The organism is Brevibacterium sp. LAARM3_SD1 (genome assembly GCF_057364765.1).
In genome coordinates, this window is record NZ_JBNFOL010000002.1 from 194,031 (window position 1) to 216,974 (window position 22,944).

Annotated in this window: 20 protein-coding genes; 4 read left to right on the plus strand and 16 right to left on the minus strand. The window is 65.2% G+C overall.

The window, feature by feature from the left end; genetic code table 11:
* Positions 1–37 precede the first annotated feature (37 nt).
* A complete protein-coding gene (locus AC2W7L_RS01885) occupies positions 38–2,020 on the plus strand; it encodes an acetoacetate--CoA ligase (protein WP_486003020.1) in 1,983 nt (660 codons plus the stop codon).
* A gap of 1,050 nt (positions 2,021–3,070) precedes the next feature.
* Here AC2W7L_RS01885 and AC2W7L_RS01890 read toward each other — a convergent pair.
* From AC2W7L_RS01890 to AC2W7L_RS01935, 10 genes are all read right to left on the minus strand, one after another.
* A complete protein-coding gene (locus tag AC2W7L_RS01890; protein WP_283091828.1) occupies positions 3,071–3,199 on the minus strand; it encodes a hypothetical protein in 129 nt (42 codons plus the stop codon).
* 90 nt (positions 3,200–3,289) lie between these two features.
* Positions 3,290–4,699, minus strand: coding sequence for an FAD-dependent oxidoreductase (locus AC2W7L_RS01895; RefSeq protein WP_486003021.1), 1,410 nt, complete (start codon positions 4,697–4,699; stop codon positions 3,290–3,292).
* 72 nt (positions 4,700–4,771) lie between these two features.
* Entirely contained in the window at positions 4,772–5,098 is a 327-nt protein-coding gene (gene fdxA, locus AC2W7L_RS01900; protein WP_212128020.1) for a ferredoxin, read from the minus strand.
* Positions 5,095–5,271 (minus strand): hypothetical protein, encoded by a 177-nt coding sequence (locus tag AC2W7L_RS01905; RefSeq protein ID WP_486003022.1) that lies wholly within the window; start codon positions 5,269–5,271, stop codon positions 5,095–5,097. The genes fdxA and AC2W7L_RS01905 overlap by 4 nt, the downstream gene beginning before the upstream one ends.
* A complete protein-coding gene (cobA, locus tag AC2W7L_RS01910) occupies positions 5,268–5,906 on the minus strand; it encodes a uroporphyrinogen-III C-methyltransferase (protein WP_486003023.1) in 639 nt (212 codons plus the stop codon). Before cobA ends, AC2W7L_RS01905 begins: the two co-directional genes overlap by 4 nt.
* The gene (locus tag AC2W7L_RS01915; RefSeq protein WP_486003024.1) at positions 5,903–7,282 is read right to left on the minus strand and encodes a sulfate adenylyltransferase subunit 1; all 1,380 of its coding nucleotides are present in this window, start codon (positions 7,280–7,282) and stop codon (positions 5,903–5,905) included. The genes cobA and AC2W7L_RS01915 overlap by 4 nt, the downstream gene beginning before the upstream one ends.
* A complete protein-coding gene (gene cysD, locus AC2W7L_RS01920; protein WP_486003025.1) occupies positions 7,282–8,247 on the minus strand; it encodes a sulfate adenylyltransferase subunit CysD in 966 nt (321 codons plus the stop codon). The genes AC2W7L_RS01915 and cysD overlap by 1 nt, the downstream gene beginning before the upstream one ends.
* A complete protein-coding gene (locus AC2W7L_RS01925) occupies positions 8,244–9,044 on the minus strand; it encodes a phosphoadenylyl-sulfate reductase (RefSeq protein WP_486003026.1) in 801 nt (266 codons plus the stop codon). Before AC2W7L_RS01925 ends, cysD begins: the two co-directional genes overlap by 4 nt.
* Positions 9,041–10,768, minus strand: coding sequence for a nitrite/sulfite reductase (locus AC2W7L_RS01930; protein WP_486003027.1), 1,728 nt, complete (start codon positions 10,766–10,768; stop codon positions 9,041–9,043). Before AC2W7L_RS01930 ends, AC2W7L_RS01925 begins: the two co-directional genes overlap by 4 nt.
* Before the next feature lie 137 nt (positions 10,769–10,905).
* Positions 10,906–11,703: a sirohydrochlorin chelatase gene (locus AC2W7L_RS01935; RefSeq protein ID WP_486003028.1), complete on the minus strand. Its 798-nt coding sequence runs from the start codon at positions 11,701–11,703 to the stop codon at positions 10,906–10,908.
* Positions 11,704–12,102: 399 nt separating this feature from the next.
* Here AC2W7L_RS01935 and AC2W7L_RS01940 point away from each other — a divergent pair, with 399 nt between their 5' ends.
* Positions 12,103–13,020, plus strand: a complete 918-nt coding sequence (locus AC2W7L_RS01940; protein ID WP_062239367.1) for a sulfite exporter TauE/SafE family protein — start codon at positions 12,103–12,105, stop codon at positions 13,018–13,020.
* Positions 13,021–13,124: 104 nt separating this feature from the next.
* On the opposite strand, the gene AC2W7L_RS01945 is transcribed toward AC2W7L_RS01940, so the two are convergent.
* Positions 13,125–14,396: an MFS transporter gene (locus AC2W7L_RS01945; protein ID WP_486003029.1), complete on the minus strand. Its 1,272-nt coding sequence runs from the start codon at positions 14,394–14,396 to the stop codon at positions 13,125–13,127.
* A 255-nt stretch (positions 14,397–14,651) separates the two neighbouring features.
* Between AC2W7L_RS01945 and AC2W7L_RS01950 the strand changes: the two genes are divergently transcribed.
* Positions 14,652–17,174: an excinuclease ABC subunit UvrA gene (locus AC2W7L_RS01950; protein WP_486003030.1), complete on the plus strand. Its 2,523-nt coding sequence runs from the start codon at positions 14,652–14,654 to the stop codon at positions 17,172–17,174.
* Here AC2W7L_RS01950 and AC2W7L_RS01955 read toward each other — a convergent pair.
* The 4 genes from AC2W7L_RS01955 to AC2W7L_RS01970 all read right to left on the minus strand — a co-directional run bounded on the left by AC2W7L_RS01955 (position 17,121) and on the right by AC2W7L_RS01970 (position 21,280).
* Entirely contained in the window at positions 17,121–18,092 is a 972-nt protein-coding gene (locus AC2W7L_RS01955) for an ABC transporter ATP-binding protein (RefSeq protein WP_486003031.1), read from the minus strand. The genes AC2W7L_RS01950 and AC2W7L_RS01955 overlap by 54 nt on opposite strands.
* Positions 18,085–18,942, minus strand: a complete 858-nt coding sequence (locus AC2W7L_RS01960) for an ABC transporter permease (RefSeq protein WP_167193725.1) — start codon at positions 18,940–18,942, stop codon at positions 18,085–18,087. Before AC2W7L_RS01960 ends, AC2W7L_RS01955 begins: the two co-directional genes overlap by 8 nt.
* Positions 18,943–19,013: 71 nt before the next feature.
* Complete coding sequence (locus AC2W7L_RS01965) at positions 19,014–20,327, minus strand: FAD-dependent oxidoreductase (RefSeq protein ID WP_486003032.1); 1,314 nt, start codon at positions 20,325–20,327, stop codon at positions 19,014–19,016.
* 98 nt (positions 20,328–20,425) lie between these two features.
* On the minus strand, positions 20,426–21,280 hold the full coding sequence (locus AC2W7L_RS01970) for a pyridoxamine 5'-phosphate oxidase family protein (RefSeq protein WP_486003033.1): 855 nt from the start codon (positions 21,278–21,280) through the stop codon (positions 20,426–20,428).
* 345 nt (positions 21,281–21,625) lie between these two features.
* Between AC2W7L_RS01970 and AC2W7L_RS01975 the strand changes: the two genes are divergently transcribed.
* Complete coding sequence (locus AC2W7L_RS01975; protein WP_101596644.1) at positions 21,626–21,955, plus strand: rhodanese-like domain-containing protein; 330 nt, start codon at positions 21,626–21,628, stop codon at positions 21,953–21,955.
* Between the two features lie 52 nt (positions 21,956–22,007).
* Here AC2W7L_RS01975 and AC2W7L_RS01980 read toward each other — a convergent pair whose 3' ends face one another.
* Complete coding sequence (locus AC2W7L_RS01980) at positions 22,008–22,784, minus strand: MFS transporter (RefSeq protein WP_486003034.1); 777 nt, start codon at positions 22,782–22,784, stop codon at positions 22,008–22,010.
* Positions 22,785–22,944 lie beyond the last annotated feature (160 nt).

The following is a 22,944-nucleotide window of genomic DNA, read 5'->3' on the forward strand; positions in this document are numbered from 1 at the left end:
GTCTGACGATTGCCCACCGCTGTGCTGAGGAAAAGAATTGACCGCTGAACCGATCTGGCTTCCCGACCCTGACCAGACCCCGCGACCGCAGATCTCCGACTTCATCGACTTCGCCAACAAACGCACCGACCAAACAATGGCCAACTATGACGATCTGTGGAACTGGTCCGTGAGCGACCTCGACGGATTCTGGGGTGCGGTCTGGGACTTCTTCGACGTCATCGCCGATGACCCCTACACCGAGGTGCTCGCCGACCGGTCCATGCCAGGTGCCACCTGGTTCCCCGGCACCCGCCTCAACTATGCCGAGCATGCCCTGCGCGCCGGCCTCGACGATAAACTCGCCGACGAACCGGCCGTCATCACCATCAAAGAATCCGGCGAACACACCGAAACCACTTGGCGCGAGCTGCGTCGCCAGGTCGGATCCGTCGCCGCCTGGCTGCGCGACCAAGGAGTCGGCGAAGGGGACCGCGTCGTCGGCTACCTGCCGAACACCCACCACACTCTCATCGCCTTCCTCGCCTCCGCCTCGGTGGGCGCAATCTGGTCCGCCTGTGCCCAGGACTACGCCGCCGAAGGTGCCGCGACGAAACTCGGCCAACTCGAGCCGAAAGTCCTCTTCGCCGCCGACGGCTACCTGTGGAACGGCAATTCCTTCGACCGCCGCGACCAGGTCGCTAGCCTGGCCAACCGGATGCCGAGCCTGCAGGCCGTAGTCGGGGTGGGCAACCTCGGCGAGGAATTCATCGATGAACACGGTCAGATCACGAACCTCACCACCTGGGACGATATCGCATCCGGAGATGCCGAGCCCGAGTTCGCGCGCGTCGATTTCGATACTCCGCTGTGGGTGCTGTACTCCTCGGGTACGACGGGGATTCCCAAGGGGATCGTGCACAGCCACGGCGGGGTCGTCATCGATCATCTGCGTCTGCTGGGTCTCCACCTCGACATTCGCCCCGGTGACCGGTTTTTCTGGTACACGAATACGAACTGGATGATGTGGAACCTCGTCGCCTCCGCTCTGGTGGGCGGTGCGACCACGGTGTGCTTCGACGGCAGTCCCCTCTACCCGGGGCCGGGCCGGCTATGGGAGATCGCCGCGGACACGAAGGCCAATGTGCTCGGGGTCAGTCCCGGGATCTTCCTGGCCGGGATGAAGGCCGGGATCGAACCTGGCAAGGAGTTCGACCTCTCCGCACTGCGGACGATCGGCGCCACCGGTGCCCCGGTGCCCGCCCACTGCTTCCCGTGGGTGCGCGATTTCGTCGGCGAGCGCGTGCAGCTGGCCTCGACGAGCGGCGGCACGGACGTCGTCAGCGGTTTCGCCGGGTCCGCGCCGAACGTGCCGATCTGGGCCGGGGAACTCTCACGGCCGGTGCTCGGTGTGGCGTTGGAGTCCTGGGACGACTCCGGCCAGCCTTTGGTTGGCGAGGTCGGGGAGATGGTCATCACCGCCCCGATGCCGTCGATGCCGGTGAAGTTCTGGAACGATCCCGACAGTGAGCGCTACCGCGACACGTACTTCTCGATGTTCCCCGGAGTCTGGCGCCACGGCGACTGGATCACCATCACCGACCACGGCAGCGTTATCATCTCCGGCCGCTCGGACGCCACCCTCAATCGGCAGGGCGTGCGCCTGGGCAGCGCCGACATCTACGACGTCGTCGACGGCATCCCCGAGGTGGCCGAATCCCTGGTCATCGGAGCCGAGCAGCCCGACGGCGGGTACTGGATGCCGCTGTTCGTCGTTCTGGCGTCGGGGGTTTCGTTGGATTCCGAGTTGCGGTCACGGATTGCCGGGGAGCTGCGGTCCAAGGCGTCGCCGCGGCATGTGCCCGACGACATCATCGCGGTCCCGGCCATTCCGCACACCAAGACCGGTAAGAAGCTCGAGGTCCCGGTGAAGCGGCTCATCCAGGGGCACGATCTGACCAAGGTCGCGAATCCGGATGCTGTAGATTCGTTCGAGGCGCTGGAGTACTTTGCTCGGTTTGCGGATGGGGCAAACGACTAAGCGAGCCGCAGGATTACGAGCCAGGGCGAGCTGCGAGCAGTCGTGGCACTTGCGATGTGGCCTCAATGAGTGAATGTAGATCGCGATCCAGCATCGCTGCCAATCGCAGGAAGTCATCGAATACAGCCTGCGCGCTCACTCGCGTCCGTTGTCCCGACAGCGGAAACCCGTTCACCAACGGTTCGTGGTGAGCGACTCTGTTGCGTAAGTCGTTGATTCGCGAAACAACGTTCAAGGCGTATTCACGGTTCCAACGCTTCCCATCGATGCGTGCTTGTTCGCGACCGCCCGGAAACGATTTATCGAGGACACCTCTCCAGAGGACTTCGTAATCGCATCGGACGCGTCGAGGCTCCCTTCCTGCATGATCCCCTTTGTCGAGCAATCCACGCCAGAACCCGAACGTACATTGGGCGACAAGCTTTCCGGGTGTCTTAGGGCCGCTGACGCGGCGCCAGGCAGTATTCAATGCAGACGACGACCGGTGTCGAGAGGAATATCTGTATTTGCATACCATTCAGCTCCCCATTTGCGCTCGAGTTGAGTACTCATGGAATTTCGCAGCGCCACCTCCAAGATAGCCAGATCCGCGAGGAACCCTACGGACACTGCACGATCCCACAGATACAGTTCACGAGCGAGCCGAGTATCTCCAGCCGCAGCGGACCCATAGGTGCTCATACGAGGCGGGGTGATCGATCGGTCGAGAGCTGCAATCTGCTGGGGAGACAACTCCACTGGATTCTCCATCTCGTTTAACCTATCCTGGAGGGGAAGTCCCCGGCATAAGCCTCTGTCGAACCTGAGTCGGCACGCAGCCGGGGTTTTTCTTTTGATCAGTGTAGGCAATACCAGTTCACGTTGTTGTCCCCTTCATCGTCCTCCGTATTGAGTATGAGGCTTGAGAGGCGCGCGCAACCAGTGCTCGAGCACCCACTGCTCCCAGAGAACCCGACCCCGTACTCCACTGTTCGTGGATGCACGGGGGTCGGGCCGCCTCGGCGAGGTGTCACTTTTTGACATCGAAGGATTCGATGTCGTGTCAGGGGATCATTCCCCGTCGATGTGTTCGGCTGCGGTCTCCCTGGTGTTCTCGACGTTGGTGACGACTTCGTCCGACTTGAGCCGGGTCTTGATGCCGACGTAGACGACGATGGCGGTGAAGAGGGTGCAGGCCAAGAGCCACGGAGCCGAACACCATCGCCAGGAACAGCTTTCCCACCCGGCCCGGAACACGATGAGGTCTGCGCCTTAAGGTGGGCGCGGGTCTCAGCTCCCTGCGTTCGCCTCGGCGGTCAGGTGGGCGCGCGCCTCGGCGAGCATGGCTTCACGGGTCGCGATCTTCACGCGCTCACGTCCCTCGGCCTCACCGAGGGCCTTCTCCGCGGCCTCGAGCCGGTGATAGCCCTCCCAATCGGTGAAGTCGACGCCCTTCGATTCGAGCAGCTCGACGATCGAGGACTCCTCCGGGTACAGGGGTTCGGTGAGCGCCCCGGCGGCCTGATCGTCGAGGATGTGCCCGATCGTCTCCAGTGCATCGCCCTTCGTATGACCGATGAGCCCGACGGGTCCGCGCTTGATCCACCCGGTCGTGTACACGCCGGGGATGACGTCCGCCTCGGCGGCCTGACCCTGATCTTCGGCGTCGACGACGCGACCTTCGTGATTCGTGATGACCTTCTTGGACTCGTCGAAGGGCAGCTGCGGCAGCTGCGTTCCCGCATAGCCGACGGCCCGGTACACGGCATCGATGTCCCAGTCGTGGAAGTCCCCGGTGCCGTTGACGCCACCGGTCCCGTCGAGCTCCTGACGTTCCGTGCGCAGACCGGTCACCCGATCCTCGCCGAGGATGGCCACCGGCGCGTGGAGGAAGTGCAGGTGCAGTCGCCGCTTCGCCCCGGTCTCCTCCCGCATCGCAAAGTCCGTGAGCGTCTTCGTCACCTGCTTGACCTGGTTGCTCGACTCGATGGCCTCGAGCGAACCCTGGTCGAATTCGTAGTCCTCGGGGTAGACGATGATGTCGACGTCTTCGACCTGCCCGAGCTCACGCAGCTCCAGAGGAGTGAACTTCGCCTGCGCGGGTCCACGCCGTCCGAACACATGGACATCCGTGACCTTCGAGGACTTCAGACCCTCATAGACGTGATCGGGGATCTCCGTGGTGTGCAGGTCATCGGCCTGCTTCGCGAGCACCCGGGCCACGTCAAGGGCGACATTGCCGTTGCCGAGCACCGCGACCTTCTCCGCATCCAGCGGCCAGGTCTGGGCGACATCGGGATGCGCGTCGTACCAGTTGACGAAGTCGGCGGCACCGTAAGAACCAGGCAGGTCGATCCCGGGCAGCGACAGCGGTGCGTCGACGAAGCAGCCGGTGGAGAAGATCACCGCATCGTAGCGGTCGGTGAGCTCGCCGAGGTTGATGTCGGCGCCGTATTCGACGTTGCCGAACAGGCGGATGTCACCGCGGTCGAGCACCTTGATGAGGGCATTGATGATGCCCTTGATCCGCGGATGATCGGGGGCGACCCCGTAGCGGACGAGCCCGAAGGGTGAGGGCAGGCGTTCGAACAGGTCGATGCTCAGTTCCAGGTCGTGTTCGGCCTTGGTCAGCAGGTCGGCGGCATAGATGCCGGCGGGACCGGCACCGATGATGGCCACTCTGAATGGGATAGTCGGCATGGGTTTCCTTAATCAGTCGTCGTGGTGAAGCGAGGAGTTGCTCGTCAGAAGGGAGCGTGGAGTCGCTGAAGTTCAGTCGTCGGCGTTCTGAGGCGGCAGAGCGGCGATGAAGGGATGGTCCTTATTGACGACCCCGTGGGCGGCTGCTCCGCCAGGGGATCCGATGTCGTCGAAGAATTCGACGTTCGCCGCGTAGTAGGCCTCCCACTCATCGGGCACATCGTCTTCGTAGAAGATCGCCTCGACGGGGCACACGGGTTCGCACGCCCCGCAGTCGACGCATTCGTCGGGGTGGATGTAAAGGGAGCGGGTGCCTTCGTAGATGCAGTCGACCGGACATTCCTCGATGCAGGCTCGGTCCTTCAGGTCCACGCACGGTTGGGCGATGATGTAGGTCATGGGTTCCTCACGAGGTCGGATGCGTGCGCTGCGGCAGGCTCGGTCGCCTGGATGAACGCACCATCGGCGTAGGGGCTCAGGGTCACGACATCACCGGCGACGATCACGGCCGGTGACCGGACGCCTCGGCGAGCCGCGCGGAAGGCGATGTCGCCCAGGGTTCCGATGGTCACCCGCTGGTTCTCACCGAACCCGTCTTCGACGATCGCGACCGGGCAGTCGTCACCGCGCCCGGAGCGGGCGAGCACCATCGCCGAGTTGATGAGCGTGCCCACTCCCATGAGCACGACGACGGTGTGATCGCGTCCCCCGCCGATCTCGGACAGCTGGTCTGACCGGTCACGACCGTGTACGAAGTGGCGACGCCTCGGTGGGTGAGCGGGATTCCGGCGACTGCGGGAACGGAGTTCGCGCTGGTCACCCCGGGAACGACGCGGACATCGACTCCGGCGGCCCGGCAGGCGATGACTTCCTCTCCCCCACGTCCGAGGACGAACGGGTCCCCGCCTTTGAGACGGACGACCCGGTGGCCCAGCTTCGCCTGTGTGATGAGGATGTCGTTGATCCCGCTCTGCGGCACCGGATGGTGCCCCGGCTGCTTGCCGACGTCGATGATCCGGGCATCCAGGGGTGCGCCGCGTTCGGTTTCGAGCTGATCGATGACCGATCTGGCACCGAGGCGGTCGGCCACGATGACGTCGGCGCGTTCCAATGCGCGCAGACCGGTGACGGTGAGCAGTCCGAGATCGCCCGGTCCGGCGCCGACCAGCAGCACGGTGCCCGGCTGCTGTGGGAGGAAGAGTGTCATGGCTGGTCCTCGGTGGATTCGGGGCTGGGGGCCGCCTCGGGGGTGTGGATTCCGGCAGCGAGGGTGTTGCCTGTCTGCGGGTCGATGACGACGAAGGCTCCGGCCGTGCCGTGGTCGCGGAAGTCCGGGACCGGCAGCTCGGCGGACAGCTTCACCCGGGCCAGGCCGATGTCGTTGCCGGCGAGCACCTCGGCGGCCTCCAGCCCGGAGGTCTCGAGGTTGCGTTTGGCCTCGATGGTGACGATCCCTTTCACGGTCGTCGTCCCCGTCTTGATGAGCACCCGATCCCCCGTGCGCAGGCCCTCGGCCGTGAACGGGAACACCTCGGCGCGCAGTTCCCGGCGCGGAGTGGGCAGGGTGCCGGCCGCGGCGATGACGCTGCCACGAGCGGTATCGACGTCATCGGCCAACCGCAGCGCCACCGACAGCGGCGCTCTCGCGGTCTCAAGGGGACCACTGGCGGTATCGATGCCCGTCACGGTCGTGCGGAGCCCGGCGGGGTGGATCTCGATTTCATCGCCGACGCTGACCCGCCCGGCCGTGATCTGTCCGGCCACGGCCCGGTAGTCCCGGAATTCCTCGGGGTCGAGTCCCGGTGCCAGTCCCCCTTGCGGACGGAGCACGGTCTGCACGTCGAGGCGGAAGGCCTCGAGGTCGGCGGTGTCCTCGTCCGCACTCGGCAGGGTCTCAAGGAGTTCGAGCAGCGCCGGCCCGGCGTACCAGGGAGTGTTGTCCGAGGTCGTGGCGACATTGTCCCCGGCCAGCGCGGAGATCGGAATGAGGTGCGGGGTCTCGAGGCCGATCTCGTCGGCGAGTGACTTGATGTCGTTCTCCACCGTCTCGATCGCTGCCTGGTCGTAGTCGACGAGGTCGATCTTGTTGACGGCGATGATGACGTGGCGGATGCCCAGTCGGGAGACGACGGTGAGGTGGCGGCGGGTCTGCTCGGTCGCGCCGGTGCGGGCGTCGATGAGGACGACGACGGCATCGGCGGTCGAGGCTCCCGTGACCATGTTGCGGGTGTACTGCACGTGTCCGGGGCAGTCGGCGAGGATGAACGAGCGACGGTCGGTGGCGAAGTACCGGTAGGCGACGTCGATGGTGATGCCCTGTTCGCGTTCGGCCCGCAGACCGTCGGTGAGCAGAGCGAAGTCGAACTCTCCGCCGAGGAATCCGCGTTCCCGACTCGTCGCGGTCACGGCGGCGAGCTGGTCGGCGAGGATCGCCTTCGCATCGTGGAGGAGTCGGCCGACGAGTGTCGATTTGCCGTCGTCGACGGATCCGGCAGTGGCGAAGCGCAACAGAGTCTTCGTCGTCGTGTCCAACGTCGGCGTCGCCTCGGTGGTGGTTGTCTCGGTGGTGGTTGTCGTCGTCATCAGAAGTACCCGTCCTTCTTGCGGTCTTCCATCGCCGCGGCCGAGATCCGGTCGTCGGCGCGAGTGGCACCGCGCTCGGTCACAGTGGTGGCGGCCACCTCGGCGAGGATCGACTCGAGGTCATCGGCGCTCGATTCGACGGCACCGGTGCAGCTCATGTCGCCGACGGTGCGGTAGCGGACCTTCTCGGTTGTAACGATCTCGCCGTCGCGCGGGGTGGAGAATTCGCCGGTGGCCCACCACATGCCGTCGCGTTGGAAGACTTCGCGATCGTGGGCGAAGTAGAGCTCGGGCAGTTCGATGCCCTCGCGGGCGATGTAGCTCCACACGTCGAGTTCGGTGAAGTTCGAGATCGGGAACACACGGACGTGTTCGCCGGGCAGGTGGCGGCCATTGAAGAGGTTCCACAGTTCGGGGCGCTGGCTGCTGGGGTTCCAACCGCCGAATTCGTCGCGCAGGGACAGAATCCGCTCCTTCGCGCGGGCCTTGTCCTCGTCGCGGCGGGCGCCGCCGAAGACGGCGTCGAACTTCCCGCCGGTGATGGCATCGAGCAGCGGCTGGGTCTGCAGGGTGTTGCGGGTCCCGTCGGGGCGTTCGCGCAGACGACCGTCGTCGATGTAGTCCTGGACCTTCGCCACCGTGAGGTCGAGGCCGTACTTCTCTGCGGTCTCGTCTCGGAAGCGGATGATCTCGTCGAAGTTGTGTCCGGTGTCGACGTGGAGGAGTCCGAACGGAATCTTCGCCGGCCAGAACGCCTTCGCCGCGAGGTGGAGGACCGTCACGGAGTCCTTGCCTCCGGAGAAGAGCAGCACGGGGCGTTCGAACTCGGCGGCGACCTCACGGATGATGTGGATCGCTTCGGATTCGAGGACGTCGAGGGTGGACAGGCTCGCGCCCGGGTTGTGGGTGGGTGCCGCCTCGGTGGTGGTGTGGGTGTCGTGGTTGTACTGGGTGTCGATGCTCATGTGTGGAGTCCGCATTCTGTTTTGGTCGATCCGGCCCAACGGCCGGCGCGGGGGTCTTCCCCTTCGGCGACGGGGCGAGTGCAGGGCTGGCAGCCGATCGACGGGTACCCCTGCGACAGCAGCGGGTTGACCGGGACGTCGAAGGCGCGCGAGTAGTCGAGGAGATCATCGAAGGACCATGCGGCCAGGGGGTTGACCTTGACGAGTCCGTTCTTCTCATCGAAGGTGATCAGCGGCGTGTTCGTCCGGGTCGGGGCCTCGTCGCGGCGGACTCCGGTGAACCAGAGTTCGTAGCCGTTCAGCGATTTCTTCAGCGGGGCGACCTTACGGCGGGCGCAGCACAGGCCAGGGTCGCGGGCGAAGAGGTCCTTGCCGAATTCGGCGTCCTGCTCCCCCACGGTCTGCTCCGGGAGGACGTCGACGATGTGGACGTCGACACGGCGGGCCACCTCGTTGCGGGTGTCGTAGGTCTCGCGGAAGTGGTAGCCGGTGTCGAGGAAGAGGACGTCGACGCCGGGCTGGTACTGGGCGACGTAGTGCGGCAGGGCGGCGTCGGCCATCGAGCAGGCCACGGCGCAGGCCGCGGTGTCGAAGTTCCGGGAGACCCAGCGGATGACGTCGGCGGGGTTGGCCTCGGGAACGCCGTTGTCCGGGTCACCGGCGAGTTCACGGGCACCCGCCTCGGCGAGGGCTTTGAGCTCTTCGACGGGACGCGGTTCGGGGCGGGGCCGTGTCGGTGTCTGAGTTGTTGCTGCCGGGTTGGGGGATGCGGTCGGGGTCGGGTTCGTGGTGCTCATTTCAGCTCCTCTTCGTCGACGCGGTTGGCCCATTCGGAGAATGTTTCGGTCTCCCCGCGTCCGGCGAGGAAGCGGCGGACGAGGGTTTCGACGTATTCGGTGAGGTTCTCGGCGGTGACCTTGAGTCCGCGGACGGTACGGCCGAGGCCGGCTTCGTCGCGGTCTTTCGAGGCCAGGCCTCCGCCGACGTGGACCTGGAATCCGGGGACCTGTTCGCCTTCGTCGGTGGTGACGATCTGGCCTTTGAGTCCGATGTCGGCTGTCTGAATGCGGGCGCAGGAGTTCGGGCAGCCGTTGAGGTGGAAGCTGATCGGGTGCGGCAGCTCCTCGATGTCGGCCAGCCGTGCTTCCAGTTTCTCGACGGCGTCGGCGGCGGTCTGCTTGGTCTCGACGATGGCGAGTTTGCAGAATTCGATGCCGGTGCAGGCGATGGTCGAGCGGCGGAAGAGGTCCTTGCGGCTGGACAGGCCGAGGGCATCGAGGCCGGCGACGACGTCATCGACATCGGCTTCGTCGATGTCGAGCAGCAGGACCTTCTGGTGCGGGGTGGTGCGCAGGCGGGTGGATCCGTACTTCTCGGCGAGGTCGACGAGCTGGCCGAGCAGGGTGCCCGAGGCGCGGCCGGCGATGAGGGTGACGCCGATGTAGTAGCGGCCGTCGGCCTGTTTGTGCACGCCGACGTGGTCGCCTGCGGTGATCGGTTTGGCCGGTGCCGGGCCGTCGGCGAGCTTGTAGCCGAGGTATTCGGTTTCGAGGACCTCGCGGAACTTCTCCGGGCCCCAGTCGGCGAGCAGGAACTTCATGCGGGCCTTGTTGCGCAGGCGGCGGTAGCCGTAGTCGCGGAAGATCTGGGTGACGCCGAGCCACGTCTCGACGACCTGGTCGGGGGCGACCCAGGTGCCGAGGCGTTCGGCGAAGCGGGGGACGACGGACAGGGCGCCGCCGACCCACAGGTCGTAGCCGACGCCGTGTTCGGGGTGTTCGACGGCGACGAAGGAGCAGTCGTTGATCTCGTGGACGACGTCCTGGCTGGGGTGGCCGGTGATCGCGGTCTTGTATTTGCGCGGCAGGTTCGACAGTGACTGGTCGCCGATGTAGCGGCGGGAGATCTCTTCGATCGCCGGGGTCGGGTCGATGAGTTCGTCGGCGGCGATGCCGGCCACGGGTGAGCCGAGGATGACGCGGGGGACGTCGCCGCAGGCTTCGGTGGTCTGGAGTCCGACGGCTTCGAGGCGGCGCCAGATCTCGGGCATGGACTCGATCTCGACCCAGTGGAGTTGGATGTTCTGGCGGTCGGTGAGGTCCGCGGTGCCGCGGGCGAATTCGTTGGAGATGTCCGCGATGACCCGCAGCTGCTCGGTGGTGAGCTTGCCGCCGTCGATGCGGATGCGGAGCATGAAGTATTCGTCTTCGAGCTCGTGCGGTTCGAGTTTCGCTGTGCGGCCGCCGTCGATTCCGGGTTTGCGCTGGGTGTACAGGCCCCACCAGCGGAAGCGGCCGTGCAGGTCGTCGGAGGCGATCGAAGAGAATCCCTGCTTGGCATAGATGGTTTCGATCCGGGCGCGAACGTTGAGGCCGTTGTCTTCGGCCTTGTCGATCTCGTTTTTGTTCAACGGTTCATGGCCGTCGATCTTCCACTGCCCATTGGACTTCTTCGGGCGGGCAGGCCGCTTTGCGGCTCGTTTACCTGCTGTTTCCTTGTTCTCTTCCACCTGAGTGGACATTGCTGTCTCCAAACGCTGAGGGGAACCAGTGATGAGTCACGCTACATGAATGCCGAATTGCTCAACAACTCACCGGAGGTGATTGTGTCATGGAGTGACATATGGCGTCACGGTCTGTCGGTCTGCTGTGGGTGCGGTCAGGCATTGAGCATGTCCGGGGCAGAGGCGTGGGGTTGGGTGCCGGCATGACCGCGGGGCTGGGTGCATGCGCGGACTCGGTCACGGACGATATCGACGAGCCGGGGCGGCACCGCGGCGCCGCTGTTTCCGTTGGTGAGCAGCGGCGGAGAAAGGACACCGGACGAGTCACTGCCGCCGTCGACGAGTTTGCGCGCGAGGTCATCGAAGAAGCCCGGCGCCAGCAGATAGTTCGCAAGCACGGGGCGGGTTCCGCGGCTACGGCTCTTTTCGACGAGCTCCTTCAACGGCACTCCCCCACCGGCGAGGAAGCCGACCTCGACTGGACGCTCGAGCTCTGCGGCCAACAGCCTTCCCATCTCACGACATGACTCGTTCGCCCGCTCGTCGCTCGATCCGGCAGCAGCGAGGATGACCTCGTCGTTGTCGCTCAAAGCCGGAAGGCGATCGGCAAGGATCTCCGCAAGCCTCGCATCCGGCCCAAGCGTCGGCGCCCGCCGAACGTCACGGCCGGACTCGATGGCTCGGTTGACCGCCTCGGCGAGGTCGACATGGACGTGATACCCCGGCGAGAGCAGAAGCGGCACGAGGATCACCGGACGGTCGGCGGGCAGGCGGTTGATCACCTCGTCGACGTCGGGTTGCTGGACGTCCACATGGCCGAGCATGACCTCGTCGGCAATCCCGCGAATGCGCAGGTCTGTGGCGATCTCTGCGGCGAGCACCTCGATGAGGACTTGGCCGGTCGGCGATGAGGTCCCGTGGGAGATCAGCCCCACCGACGGCAGCCCCGTCACAGCGCCCACTCCGGGGCAGGCCTCTGCGCCCGGAATCTCACTGGCTGCGGCGCCCGACCCCGCGCAGGAACCGGGGGTGTCACGGTCATCGCGCGAAGCAATTGCTCAACGACTACACGGCCCGGGTGAGCAGCTCTCGTCACTCTTGATTGCATTCGCACAGCGTAACCGATCAGTGTCAACGCCGCATACAGGCTCGTCATCAGGGAAATACCGCCATGTGGCGTCATCTTTCGACATACAGCGACCGAGTTCGTAGGATTGCGGATGATTCGCCATTCTGCTCAACAGTTTCGCTAGTGTGTCTAGTCAAAGCGTCTTTGCGTTCCTGACACCGCCCGCATCTTCGACGTCTTCTGCGTCATCACCACCTTCGCGTCATCCACGAAAGGCAAGCACATGCGTCAGCTCATCGTCCTCGGGATCGTCGGCCTCATCGCTCAGCTCATCGACGGATCATTGGGGATGGCCTATGGGGTCACCTCAACCACTCTGCTGCTCGCGGCGGGTACGGCACCGGCGGCCGCCTCGGCGGCGGTGCACTTCTCTGAACTGGGCACAAGCCTGGTGTCAGGGATCTCCCATCACCGGTTCGGCAATGTCGACTGGCGGACGGTCGGCATCCTCGCCGGTCCCGGATTCATCGGCGCGGTCCTCGGGTCGACGTTCCTCGCCAGCCTCGATGGGGAGGCCGCGACCCCGTGGATCTCGGGAATCCTGCTCGCGCTCGGGGTCTACGTGATCTGGCGGTTCCTCGCATTGGGCGGGAAGCGTCCGGAGTTCAAGTCGCGGCCGAGCGCGGGGATGCTCGTGCCGGTCGGGTTCGTCGGTGGAGCGCTCGATGCCATCGGCGGTGGCGGCTGGGGTCCGGTCGGGACGACGACGCTGCTCTCATCAGGACGTTTGGAGCCCCGGAAGGTCATCGGTTCGATCGATACGAGTGAGTTCGTCGTCGCCGTCGGCGGTTCGCTCGGGTTCCTCATCGCACTCGGATCGCAGGGCATCGAATGGCAGATCGTGGCGGCGCTGCTCATCGGCGGCGTCATCGCCGCACCGTTCGCCGCGTGGCTGGTGAAGCTGCTGCCGGCGAAGGTGCTTGCGGTCGCCGCGGGCGGAATCATCATCCTCACAAACATCCGTACCATCCTGCTCACCTTCGGACTCGACGCGTCGACGGTGTGGCTGACGCTCGCCGGCTTGGCTCTCGTCTGGTTTGCCCTCATCGCCCACGTCGTCCGCGTCGAGCGGGCGGCCACGAAGGCCCGGAAGGCCGAGGAAGCCGCGGAAGCTGAGGCCGAAGCGACCATCGGCAGCTGATCACCGCCGCCTACCCTTCTCAATCAACGCGAAACTCGAAAAGCACGTCGCTAGTGACGTGCTTTTCGAGTTTCGCGTTGATCCGCGTGAGGTGATGGCGAAAGTCAGCGCTGGCTGTAGAGCTTCCGAGCCATGATCACGCCGATGAGAGACAGCAGCGACAGGCCGGCGTAGTAGAAGCCGGGCACGGTCAGAAGTCCCGTTGCGCCCAGCAGGGCGGTGAGGATGAGCGGGGCGAAGCCGCCGAAGATCGCGACACCGAAGCTGTAGGCGATGGTCATGCCGGAGCTGCGCACCTTGACGGGGAACAGTTCGGACAGCAGCGCCGGCATCGGGCCGAAGTAGAAGACCATGAACAGGCCGACGACCGCCTCGCACAGGGTGAGGACAGGAATCGTCGGGTTAGCTTCCAGAAGGATGAACATCGGCCAGCCGGCGATGATACCCACGATCGCTGTCGGGACCATCACGGTCGTCGGACCCACGCGATCAGCCAGGCGGCCGGCGAACGGAGCACCGATGACGGTGATGACACCGGCGACGACGGCACCTGGGAATGCTGCCCAAGCGTCGAGGCCGAGGTTGGTCACGGCGAACTGAGGCAGGTACGTGATGAGGTAGACCGAGATCGTGGCCATTGCGATGATGAGGAACGCGGAGAAGAGGCGACCGAAGTGCTCACCGAGGAGGACACGGAGTGGGCTGTCGGTTTTCTCGGCGGCCTCGAACTCGGGCGTATCGTCCATCTTCGAGCGGATGTACCAGCCGACGGGACCGATGAGCAGGCCGAGCGCGAAGGCCACTCGCCAGCCCCAGGAGTGCAAGGCGTCTTCGCTCAGGGTCGAGCTGAGGAGCCAGGAGATTCCGGCGGCGAGGAACATCGAGATGCCCTGGGTCGCGGTCTGGAAGGAGGCGTAGTAGGCCTTGCCGCGCTTGGCGTTCTCGGTGAGGAAGGCGGTGGCGGATCCGAATTCGCCGCCGGCGGAGATGCCTTGGATGATGCGGGCGATGATGAGGCCGATCGAGGCCCAGATGCCGATCGTCGCCTCGCCGGGCAGGACGACGATGATGAACACACCGAGGGTCATCAGTCCGATGGTCAGCGACAGGGCCGCCTTGCGCCCGTGCTTGTCGGAGTACCGGCCGATGAGGATGGCGCCCAACGGTCGCACGACGAAGGTGATGGCGAAGGTCGCCCAGGTCATCAGCTGCGCGGACAGGCCCTCACCCGGATAGAAGACCGCCGTGATCGAGGTGGCCATGAATCCGAAGAGGATGATGTCGTACCACTCGAGGGCATTGCCCAGTCCAGCCGCGAATACGGCCTTGCGGGCCCGCGACTTCTCTTCGCGGGTCTCGACGGGTGTCTCAGTCATCGTGTGCCTTTTCTTGTAGGTGCCCGGGCGCCCTGGGTGGCGGAGCCGGTGGTGGATCGTGGGCTTACGGGATGCAGGCACCGTTGCTCATCATCCGGGGCTGGTGTTGCTGGTTGTCGTTCTGTTCGGCGAATCCGATCTGACGAGTGTGCCCCTATGGTCGTCAGCGTGACGATTGTAGTCCCGTCATATCCGGTCGCACAGACAGTCTCAACAGGCGTCGGGCATGTCCGTGCCGGTTGTTACGATCGCGGTATGTCGACCGAAGCCCGAAATGCTGCCCCTGCCACAGCGGTCGAGGTCCGCGGTGCACGCGTGCACAACCTGCAGGGTATCGACGTCGACGTACCGCTGAATACCCTCGTCGCCATCGCCGGCGTCTCCGGGTCGGGCAAGTCCTCCCTGGCCATGGGCGTCCTCTACGCCGAAGGCTCTCGGCGCTATATCGAAGCGCTGTCGACCTACACTCGTCGCCGCATGGCTCAAGCCGCCCGCGCCGATGTCGACACCGTCCGCCATATCCCCGCCGCTCTCGCTCTGCGGCAACGCCCCGGAGTCCCCGGCGTGCGCTCGACCTTCGGCACGTCGACCGAGCTGCTCAACGTCGTCCGCCTGATGTTCTCCCGCTTGGCGTCCCACCTCTGCCCGAACGGACACCGGCAGGAGCCGACGCTCAACGTCGCTGCCGAGGAGCCGTTCGACTGCCCCGAATGCGGTGAGACGGTCCAGGCCCCCGGCGCCGAGGAGCTCGCCTTCAATTCCGGTGGAGCCTGTCCCCGCTGCGAGGGCATCGGCACGATCAGAGAAGTCGACGACGCCTCGCTCATCCGCGACCCGGACATATCGATCGACGACGGCACCGTCATTCCCTGGCAGATGTTCGGCTTCAACGTCCAACCGCAGATCGCCCGCGAGTTCGGCGTCCGCACCGACGTGCCCTGGCGCGACCTCGAGGACTGGGAACGCGACATCGTCTTCACCGGTCCCGAAGAGAAGAAGCACATTACGGTCACCTCGAAGAAGGGGCTGCACGACCTCGACTTCACCTTCCGCAACGCTCGCCTGACCGTGACCGAGGAACTCAAACGCGCGGACAACGAGAAGCGCTTCGCCCGGGTCAGCCGGTTCCTCTCCGAACAGGTCTGCCCCGACTGCGAAGGCACCCGCCTCTCCCCCGCTGCTCGAGCACCGCACCTCGGCGAACTCGACCTCGCCGAGGCGACCGCCATGACCCTCGACGAACTCGTCGATTGGGCCGAAGACGTTCCTGGCGCGCTCCCCACCTCGATGCAGTCCATGGCCAGATCGTTGGTGGACACTCTGCTCGGCATGGCTCGCCGGCTGCTCGACCTCGGACTCGGTTACCTCGCCCTCGACCGGGCCGGTTCGTCCCTGTCGACCGGTGAACGCCAACGCGTGCAACTCGCCCGCGCCGTGCGCAACGAGACCACCGGAGTCCTCTATGTCCTCGACGAACCCTCGATCGGCCTCCACCCCTCCAACATCGCGGGCCTGCAAGGCGTCATCACCGACCTTCTCGACGAGGGCAACTCCGTCGTCATGGTCGACCACGATCCGCTCGTCCTCCGCGAAGCCGACCACCTCATCGAGATCGGCCCCGGGTCCGGTCGTGATGGCGGAACGGTCGTGGCCACCGGCACCGTCGCCGACCTCGACAGTCATCCCGAGTCCCGCATCGGCTCCTACCTCACCGGCCGGGCCGAAACACTTGTGCGCGAGCCCGCGGCCGCCTCGGCGACCCTCGATCACGGTCGGGTCCGGCTGCGCACCGCTCCGATCCACACGGTCCACGCTCTCGACGCGGAGATCCCGCGGCAGCGGCTGACCGTCGTTACGGGAGTGTCCGGATCGGGCAAGACCACCCTAGTCCTCGACAGCCTTGTCCCCGCGCTCAAGGCCGCCGACGAGCGTTCGCGGCCCGGGCATGTGCGTGAGATCGACGCCGACGGGATCGATCGGGTCAACGTCGTCGATGCCACCCCGATCGGCATCAACGTCCGCTCGACCGTCGCCACCTATTCCGGGGTCCTCGACGACCTCCGCCGTGCGTATGCCCGACTCGAATCGGCGAAGGACGCCGGGCTCAAGGCCGGGGATTTCTCGTACAACACGGGTTCGCTGCGCTGCCCGAAATGCGAAGGCACCGGCGAGATCACCCTCGACGTGCAGTTCCTCCCCGACGTCGACATCCCCTGCCCGGACTGCGAAGGCCGTCGGTACAGTCCCGACGCAGATGAGTATCGCCGTGGCTCGGATGCCGATGGTCAGCCGCTGTCGTTGCCGGATCTGCTGGCGATGACCGTCGCCGAGGCGCTCCCCCACCTCGCCGAGATGCGTAAGGTCCACGCCCGGCTGCGGGCGCTGCAGGATGTCGGGCTCGGATACCTCACCCTCCACGAGGCGACCCCGGCACTGTCCGGTGGTGAGGCGCAGCGGCTCAAGCTCGCCACCGAACTCGGGAAGTCGCAGCAGCACACCCTCTTCGTCTTCGACGAACCGACGGTGGGCCTGCACCCCGAGGATGTGCGTGTGCTCGTGCGCGTCTTCCAGCAGCTGCTCGACCAAGGTGGGACGGTGCTCGTCATCGAGCATGACCTCGACATGATCGCGAACGCGGACTGGATCATCGACCTCGGCCCCGGCGGAGGCCAGGACGGCGGTCAGATCGTGGCGACGGGAACTCCGCAGCAAGTCGCGAATGCCTCAGGCAGCGTGACCGGCGAGTACCTCAAGGGGCACCTCGACGAGGTGCGCTGACCGAAGTGGGATGAAAGAAATGCGGTAGTGGAAACGGCCCCGTCCTCTGCTGAGGACGGGGCCGAATTCGCAAGGGGGCGAAGGCAAGGCAGACCAGGGCTCAGCCCGGCTCTTCCTCGGTTTCTTTCGCCTTCTCGGCCTTGGTGAAGGCCTGGTATTTGCGGATGACCTCGAGCGTCGGACCGTCGGCAAGCAGCTCGCCCTTCTCGATCCACAGCGCACGGTTGCACGTGTCCTTGATCGTGCGCATCGAGTGCGAGACGAGGAAGACGGTACCGGCGTTCTCACGGATTGCGCGGATACGGCCCTCGGAACGGTCACGGAACTTCTTGTCACCGACGTTGAGCGCTCATCGACGATGAGGATCTCATGCTGCACCGAGGTCGCGATCGCGAACTTCAGACGCTGGGACATACCCGAGGAGTACGTGCGCATCGGCAGATCGATGAAGTCCTCGAGCCCGGTGAACTCGACGATGTCATCGAACTTCTTGTCGATCTCGTCGCGGGTGAGCCCCAGGGCCAGAGAACCGAGAACGATGTTGCGCGCACCCGAGAGATCCGGGATCAGTGCGGCACCGACACCGAGGAGGTTCGGCCGTGACGTCGCATAGATCGCGCCCTCGGAGGTCGGGGTCAGTCCGGTGATCGACCGCATGAGCGTCGACTTGCCGGAGCCGTTGCTGCCGATGATGCCGATGGATTCGTTCTTGTGTGCGACGAAGCTGATGCCTTTGAGGGCGTGGACTTCCCTCAGCTCCCGCTTTCTCGTCATCACGTCTTTGCTGCCCATCTTGAGCTTCTTGCCCGTGGCCAGTGTTTTGTAGCGGACGTGGACGTTGTCGCAGACGACGACGGGTGGATTGTTCTTGGTCACCTCGGGGAGGCTGCCGGTGTCGAACGAATTATCGTCACTCATCACGACCAAACCTTTCCTCGGCCTGCCAGAAGAACACGAAGCCGATGATGAAGATGCCGAATGCCCAGATGGCCAGGTGCCAGAAGTAGTCGTAGGGAACGACCCCGTCCTTCATGAGGATGCCGCGGGCGATGGACAGCACGTTGTTGATGGGCTGCCAATCGGCGAAGGGCTGGAGAGCGGGATTGATCTTTTCGACCATGACCTTGAGGTCGAAGAAGACACCCGAGGTGTAGAAGATCATGCGGGAGATGAACGGGGTGACCTGCGACAGGTCCCGGAAGTGGACCGTTGCGCGGGCGAAGATGAACGCCACACCCTGGTTGAAGACCCAGAACAGGAACACCAGCGGGATGAAGAGGAACCAGTCCCAATCAGGCCTGGCACCGAAGATGATGACGATGAGCGCCATGAAGATGAGCGTGGGAATGAAGTCGAGCAGGTTCTGGAACACCTTGGCAATCGGCAGAACTATGCGCGGGAACGGCAGAGATTGCACGAGCGACGCGTTCGAGATGATCGACTTCGCACCGCCATTCATCGAGCTGTTGAAGAACTCGAGGATGAAGACTCCGATGACGACGAATGGAGCGAAGTCCGGCGGGCGAGCAGTCGCGCCCTGCATGATGAAGCCGAAGACCGTGCCGTAGATCAGTGCCGAGAACGACGGACGCAGCAACACCCAGGCCATGCCGAGGCGGTTGCGCTCGTTCTCGGACTGCATCCGGTACTTCGCAAGCGTGTACGTGAAGTCGCTTCGGTTGAGAAGCTGTTTGACGTACTGGGGCAGAGACGGCCGTCCACCCACTCTCTCGAGTCCGTGCTCGGCAGCAAGCCTGGCCATATCCATGAACAGAAAATTCTCTCGTCGGCGACTGGGGATAGAACAGAAAGAGTCTACGGGATGAGACTAGCGCAGACTCACAGTCGGCTGTGAGCCTTGAAGTCGAAGTCTGGGTCGGCGATTTGGGCCCGCGTCGGAACATTGCTACCGCCGAGTACCCGTCGAGCTGCCGCCTGCATCGGCGGCCAGTTGAACGTCTCGACACCGACGAGCCTCGACTCCAGGTCAGGCCCATCGAAGTGGAAGACCTGGAACTTCGACCCACTGGGGTCGTGTCGGATGAGCGTGTCGTCAGCGTCAGGGCTCGTCAGACCCGCCGTGAACACCTTCTCCGGGCCTTGGAAGCTCCAGTGCCAGGGGACGTCCGACCAGACTTTCGGACCCCCTTCCGGCCCCCTGCCTGAAGCGGATTCGGAGTCGTTCTCGCCTTTGTTCGACGGCTCTCCCGCCCCCTCGCCGAGGAGCTCGGCGAGGAACTTTCCGTGACTTTCAGCCACCGGTTCACAGGCCCATGGATGGTCGAGCGCATAGGGTCCGGCTGTGACGATGGCACAGTCGCCGGCGGCGAAGACACCCGAATGGGATGTTGCCAAACTCTCATCCACCTCCCATGCATGAGCGGGGCGGTGGCCGTCGATCGGGATCAGCCTGGGGCGAGCGCCGACGCTGGTGATGAATAGATCGTGAACATCGGCCGGGATGTCGTCCGGGCTCGAGGTGTGGGTGACGAATTCGACTCCGGCGGCCTTGTGTTTGTCGAACAGGGCCTGCCGCACGGGCGCGGAGAGCTGCTTGCGCAGAGGTTCGTCCCCGCGCAGGTAGACCGTGGCTTGGTGTCCGGCCGCCACCGCCGAGGAAGCCACCTCCATTCCGAGGTAACCCGAGCCCAGCACCCCGACGTTGAGGGGTCGGTTCGCATTGTTCACGCGTTCGAGGATCCATTCCGCGTCGGCGAGGTCATAGACCGGCAGTGCGTCCGGGTAGGCAGGCACGTCCGGGCGGATGGCTTCCATCCCGGTGGCGAGGATGCAGTGGGTGAAGTCGAGGGACTCCCCCGACGCCAGCTGGATGGCGCCCGCGGTGGCGTGACGGTTCTCCAGCGGATGGGGGTGCCGCTGGGTCTCGGCGGTGTAGCGGGACTCCGCGGCCGCCTCGGCGAGGGTGATCTCTTCTGCCCGGTCACGAACGAAGGTGATGTGCTCGGTCGATTCGAGGTGGTAGGGCAGGTGATGGCGGGATCCGTCGAAAAGATGCTTCGACAGCGGCGGCCGCTCACACGTTTCGCCGGCCTGGGGGTCGATGACTGTGACGGCCTGACCGCGCGCGTTCAGCTCCCGCGCCGTAGTCGTGCCGGCCAGTCCCGCACCGATGATGACGATCCGCTTGCTCATGTCTCCATGCTATGCCTCGCCGAGGCGGCTCGCGGTGAGGTGGGGCGCCCGGCACGGGCAGCAGAGCAGTCGTGCCGAGCACCCTGGCCTCTCACGGCTCAGAGTTCGGTGGTCTGAGTGCCGCCTGCCGGGCGGTCTCCGGTGATCTTGGACTTGACCATGCGGAACAGGCCCGATGCTTTGCCGCCAGGCAGCCCCCAGTGCTGGGCGGAGTGTGTGACGACCTTGATGAGCCCGAGGTTCGGATCCCGACGGTCATCGAACCAAGCCTTGGCGGAATCCGACCACAGCTCATCGACCTTGGCCTCGTCGTCGACGAACTCGACGCGTCCGGCGACCGACAGCCAGTTGCCTGCCTCAGCGAGGCTGATATTGACTTCGGGGTTCGTCTGCAGCGCCTTCGCCTGGTCGCCGTCGAGGGCGAGGAAGAACCAGACGTCGGCCTCCTCGGTGACCTGCTGGGGTGCCATCGGGTGAGCGAGGATCTTGCCGTCGGCAAGCGCGGTCGCGAGCATGACGGAGTCGGCGCCGCGCAGGATCTTCACGACATCGGCCTGGTTGAGCTCGTCTGTCGCCGCTTCTCCCGCAGGCTTCTGCCTGTCGCCACGGGTGCCGCCGGCTTCAGTGTCGTCGGTGGCGGCGGCCGCTGGCCCGGCCGAGGAGGGGGCGGAGGTCCCGGATACGGGCGATTCCGAGTCCGGGCCCGCCTCGGCGATTTTCGATTCGTCCACCGCTGTGTGTGAGCCGTCGGGGTTCCGATGCAGCGTCACCCCTTCCGCGTCGGCAGCGTTCTGGGCACGGGCCTCGACGTTGCGCTCGGTGTATCCGACTTCAGCCTGCGGTTTCATGTCCGAGGTCCCGGCCAGCGGCTCGGCCGCCTCGTCCAGTTTCGCTGCGACGTCGCGCGCCTTCTCCTCGGCCGGTGACTCGTCACTCGTGTCTCTGTTGTTCATGACCGTTTCCTTTCGCAGACGGTTCCTGGCGCTCCAGTCGTTGACGCGGGCGCTGGCCCGTTCCTCGGGCCGTGGCCCGTACTGCGGGCCGTTGTCGACGGGCGCATCAGCGACTGGACGATCATTCTCACACGGCTCTCCGATCGGCAACAGCCCCCTTGGAATTGAACCCGAGACGCCCGACGTCCGGAGCCTTTCGGCCAGTGCGCATGGGGTCGGGCACGGGCGCGAGCGTGGTCGCGAGGCGGCGCGGCTTCGGAAGCCTCGGGCAGGTGCGGCGCCGCGTGCGGTTGCGGACCCCTCGGGCAGGTGCGAGCACTGGGTCTGCGTGCCTACACTGAAGTCATGGATGAAGAAACGACCGTCACCGTCAACGACATCCCCGAAGGGGCCGCCATCATCGACGTCCGCGAGGACGACGAGTGGGAGGCCGGGCACATCGAAGGTGCGATTCACGTGCCGCTGGGTGAACTGCCGGGCCGCCTCGACGACCTTCCTCTCGACGACGACATGTACGTCGTCTGCCGCACCGGCGGACGCTCGAACCGCGCGGTCGCCTGGCTCAACCAGAATGGCTTCGATGCCTTCAATGTCGACGGCGGCATGGGGTCGTGGAACCTCGACAACGGCAAGCCGATCGTCTCCGAAACCGGCGAAGAGCCCTGGGTGAAGTGAGCAGAAAGGCACGGTACGCCTGAAAGATCTGGCCCACTCTGACCGGACCATCTCACTGAGCCAGATCGGTCTTTCCAGGCGCAGCCGCCTCGGCGGGGTCCGGGATCTCATCGGGTCGGTAGTTCGGCAGCCGGGAAGCCGGCACCGCCGCGATCAGACTGATGCCGGCGAGGATGAGGAAGCCGAGCTTGAGCGTGCGCAGCCGCTGCTGAGAATTCAGTTCGACGGCATGCTCGACCTGCTCCGGCGTCGCCGTCGTGCCTGCGAGGACGTCGCGCAGTTCGTCATTGCTCACGAAGTTCGCGTTGTCGAGGTCGACCTGTTCGACGAGTTCCGGCGGCAGTTCGGGATGATCGTCGGCAGCAGAGGCCAGACCGGCCGAAAGCACCGTGACCAGCAGCGCCCCCATCACCGCGGTGCCGACGGCCGAGGCGAGGTTCTGCGCGGTGCCGCGGATCGACCCGACGTCACCGGCCAGGTGCTTCGGCGCTGCCGTGACCAGGACATTGAACACCAGCGTCACCAGCGCACCCTGCCCGATGCCGAAGACGATGAGGCCGAGGATCGTCGGCAGAGTCTCCCAGTTGTTCGTCACGACGAACGCCAGCCAGACGAGCGCCGCCGTTGTCAGCCCGAAGGAGAACAGCGCGATCGTCCTCGGGGAATAGCGTTTGTAGAAGCGGACGATGAGGGTCGCAGTGACGAAGACCGTGAGGTTGAACGGCAGCATCGCCAACGAGGTGTCGAAAGGCGTCCGTCCCTGCACGACCTGGATGTAGGTGGGCACGGTGAAGTTCACCGCCGCCTCCATGGCGACGATGACGAACATCGCATAGACCGCCGCGCGCTCACTCGCGCCGCAGCACGCTGATGTCGACGAGAGGCACCTTGCCCGCCGCCTTCCGGCGCTTCGTCCAGATGAAGAACAGCTGCCCGAGGACCACGCCGACGACGATGAACACCGGCGCCGGTGACAGCCGGCCGGATCG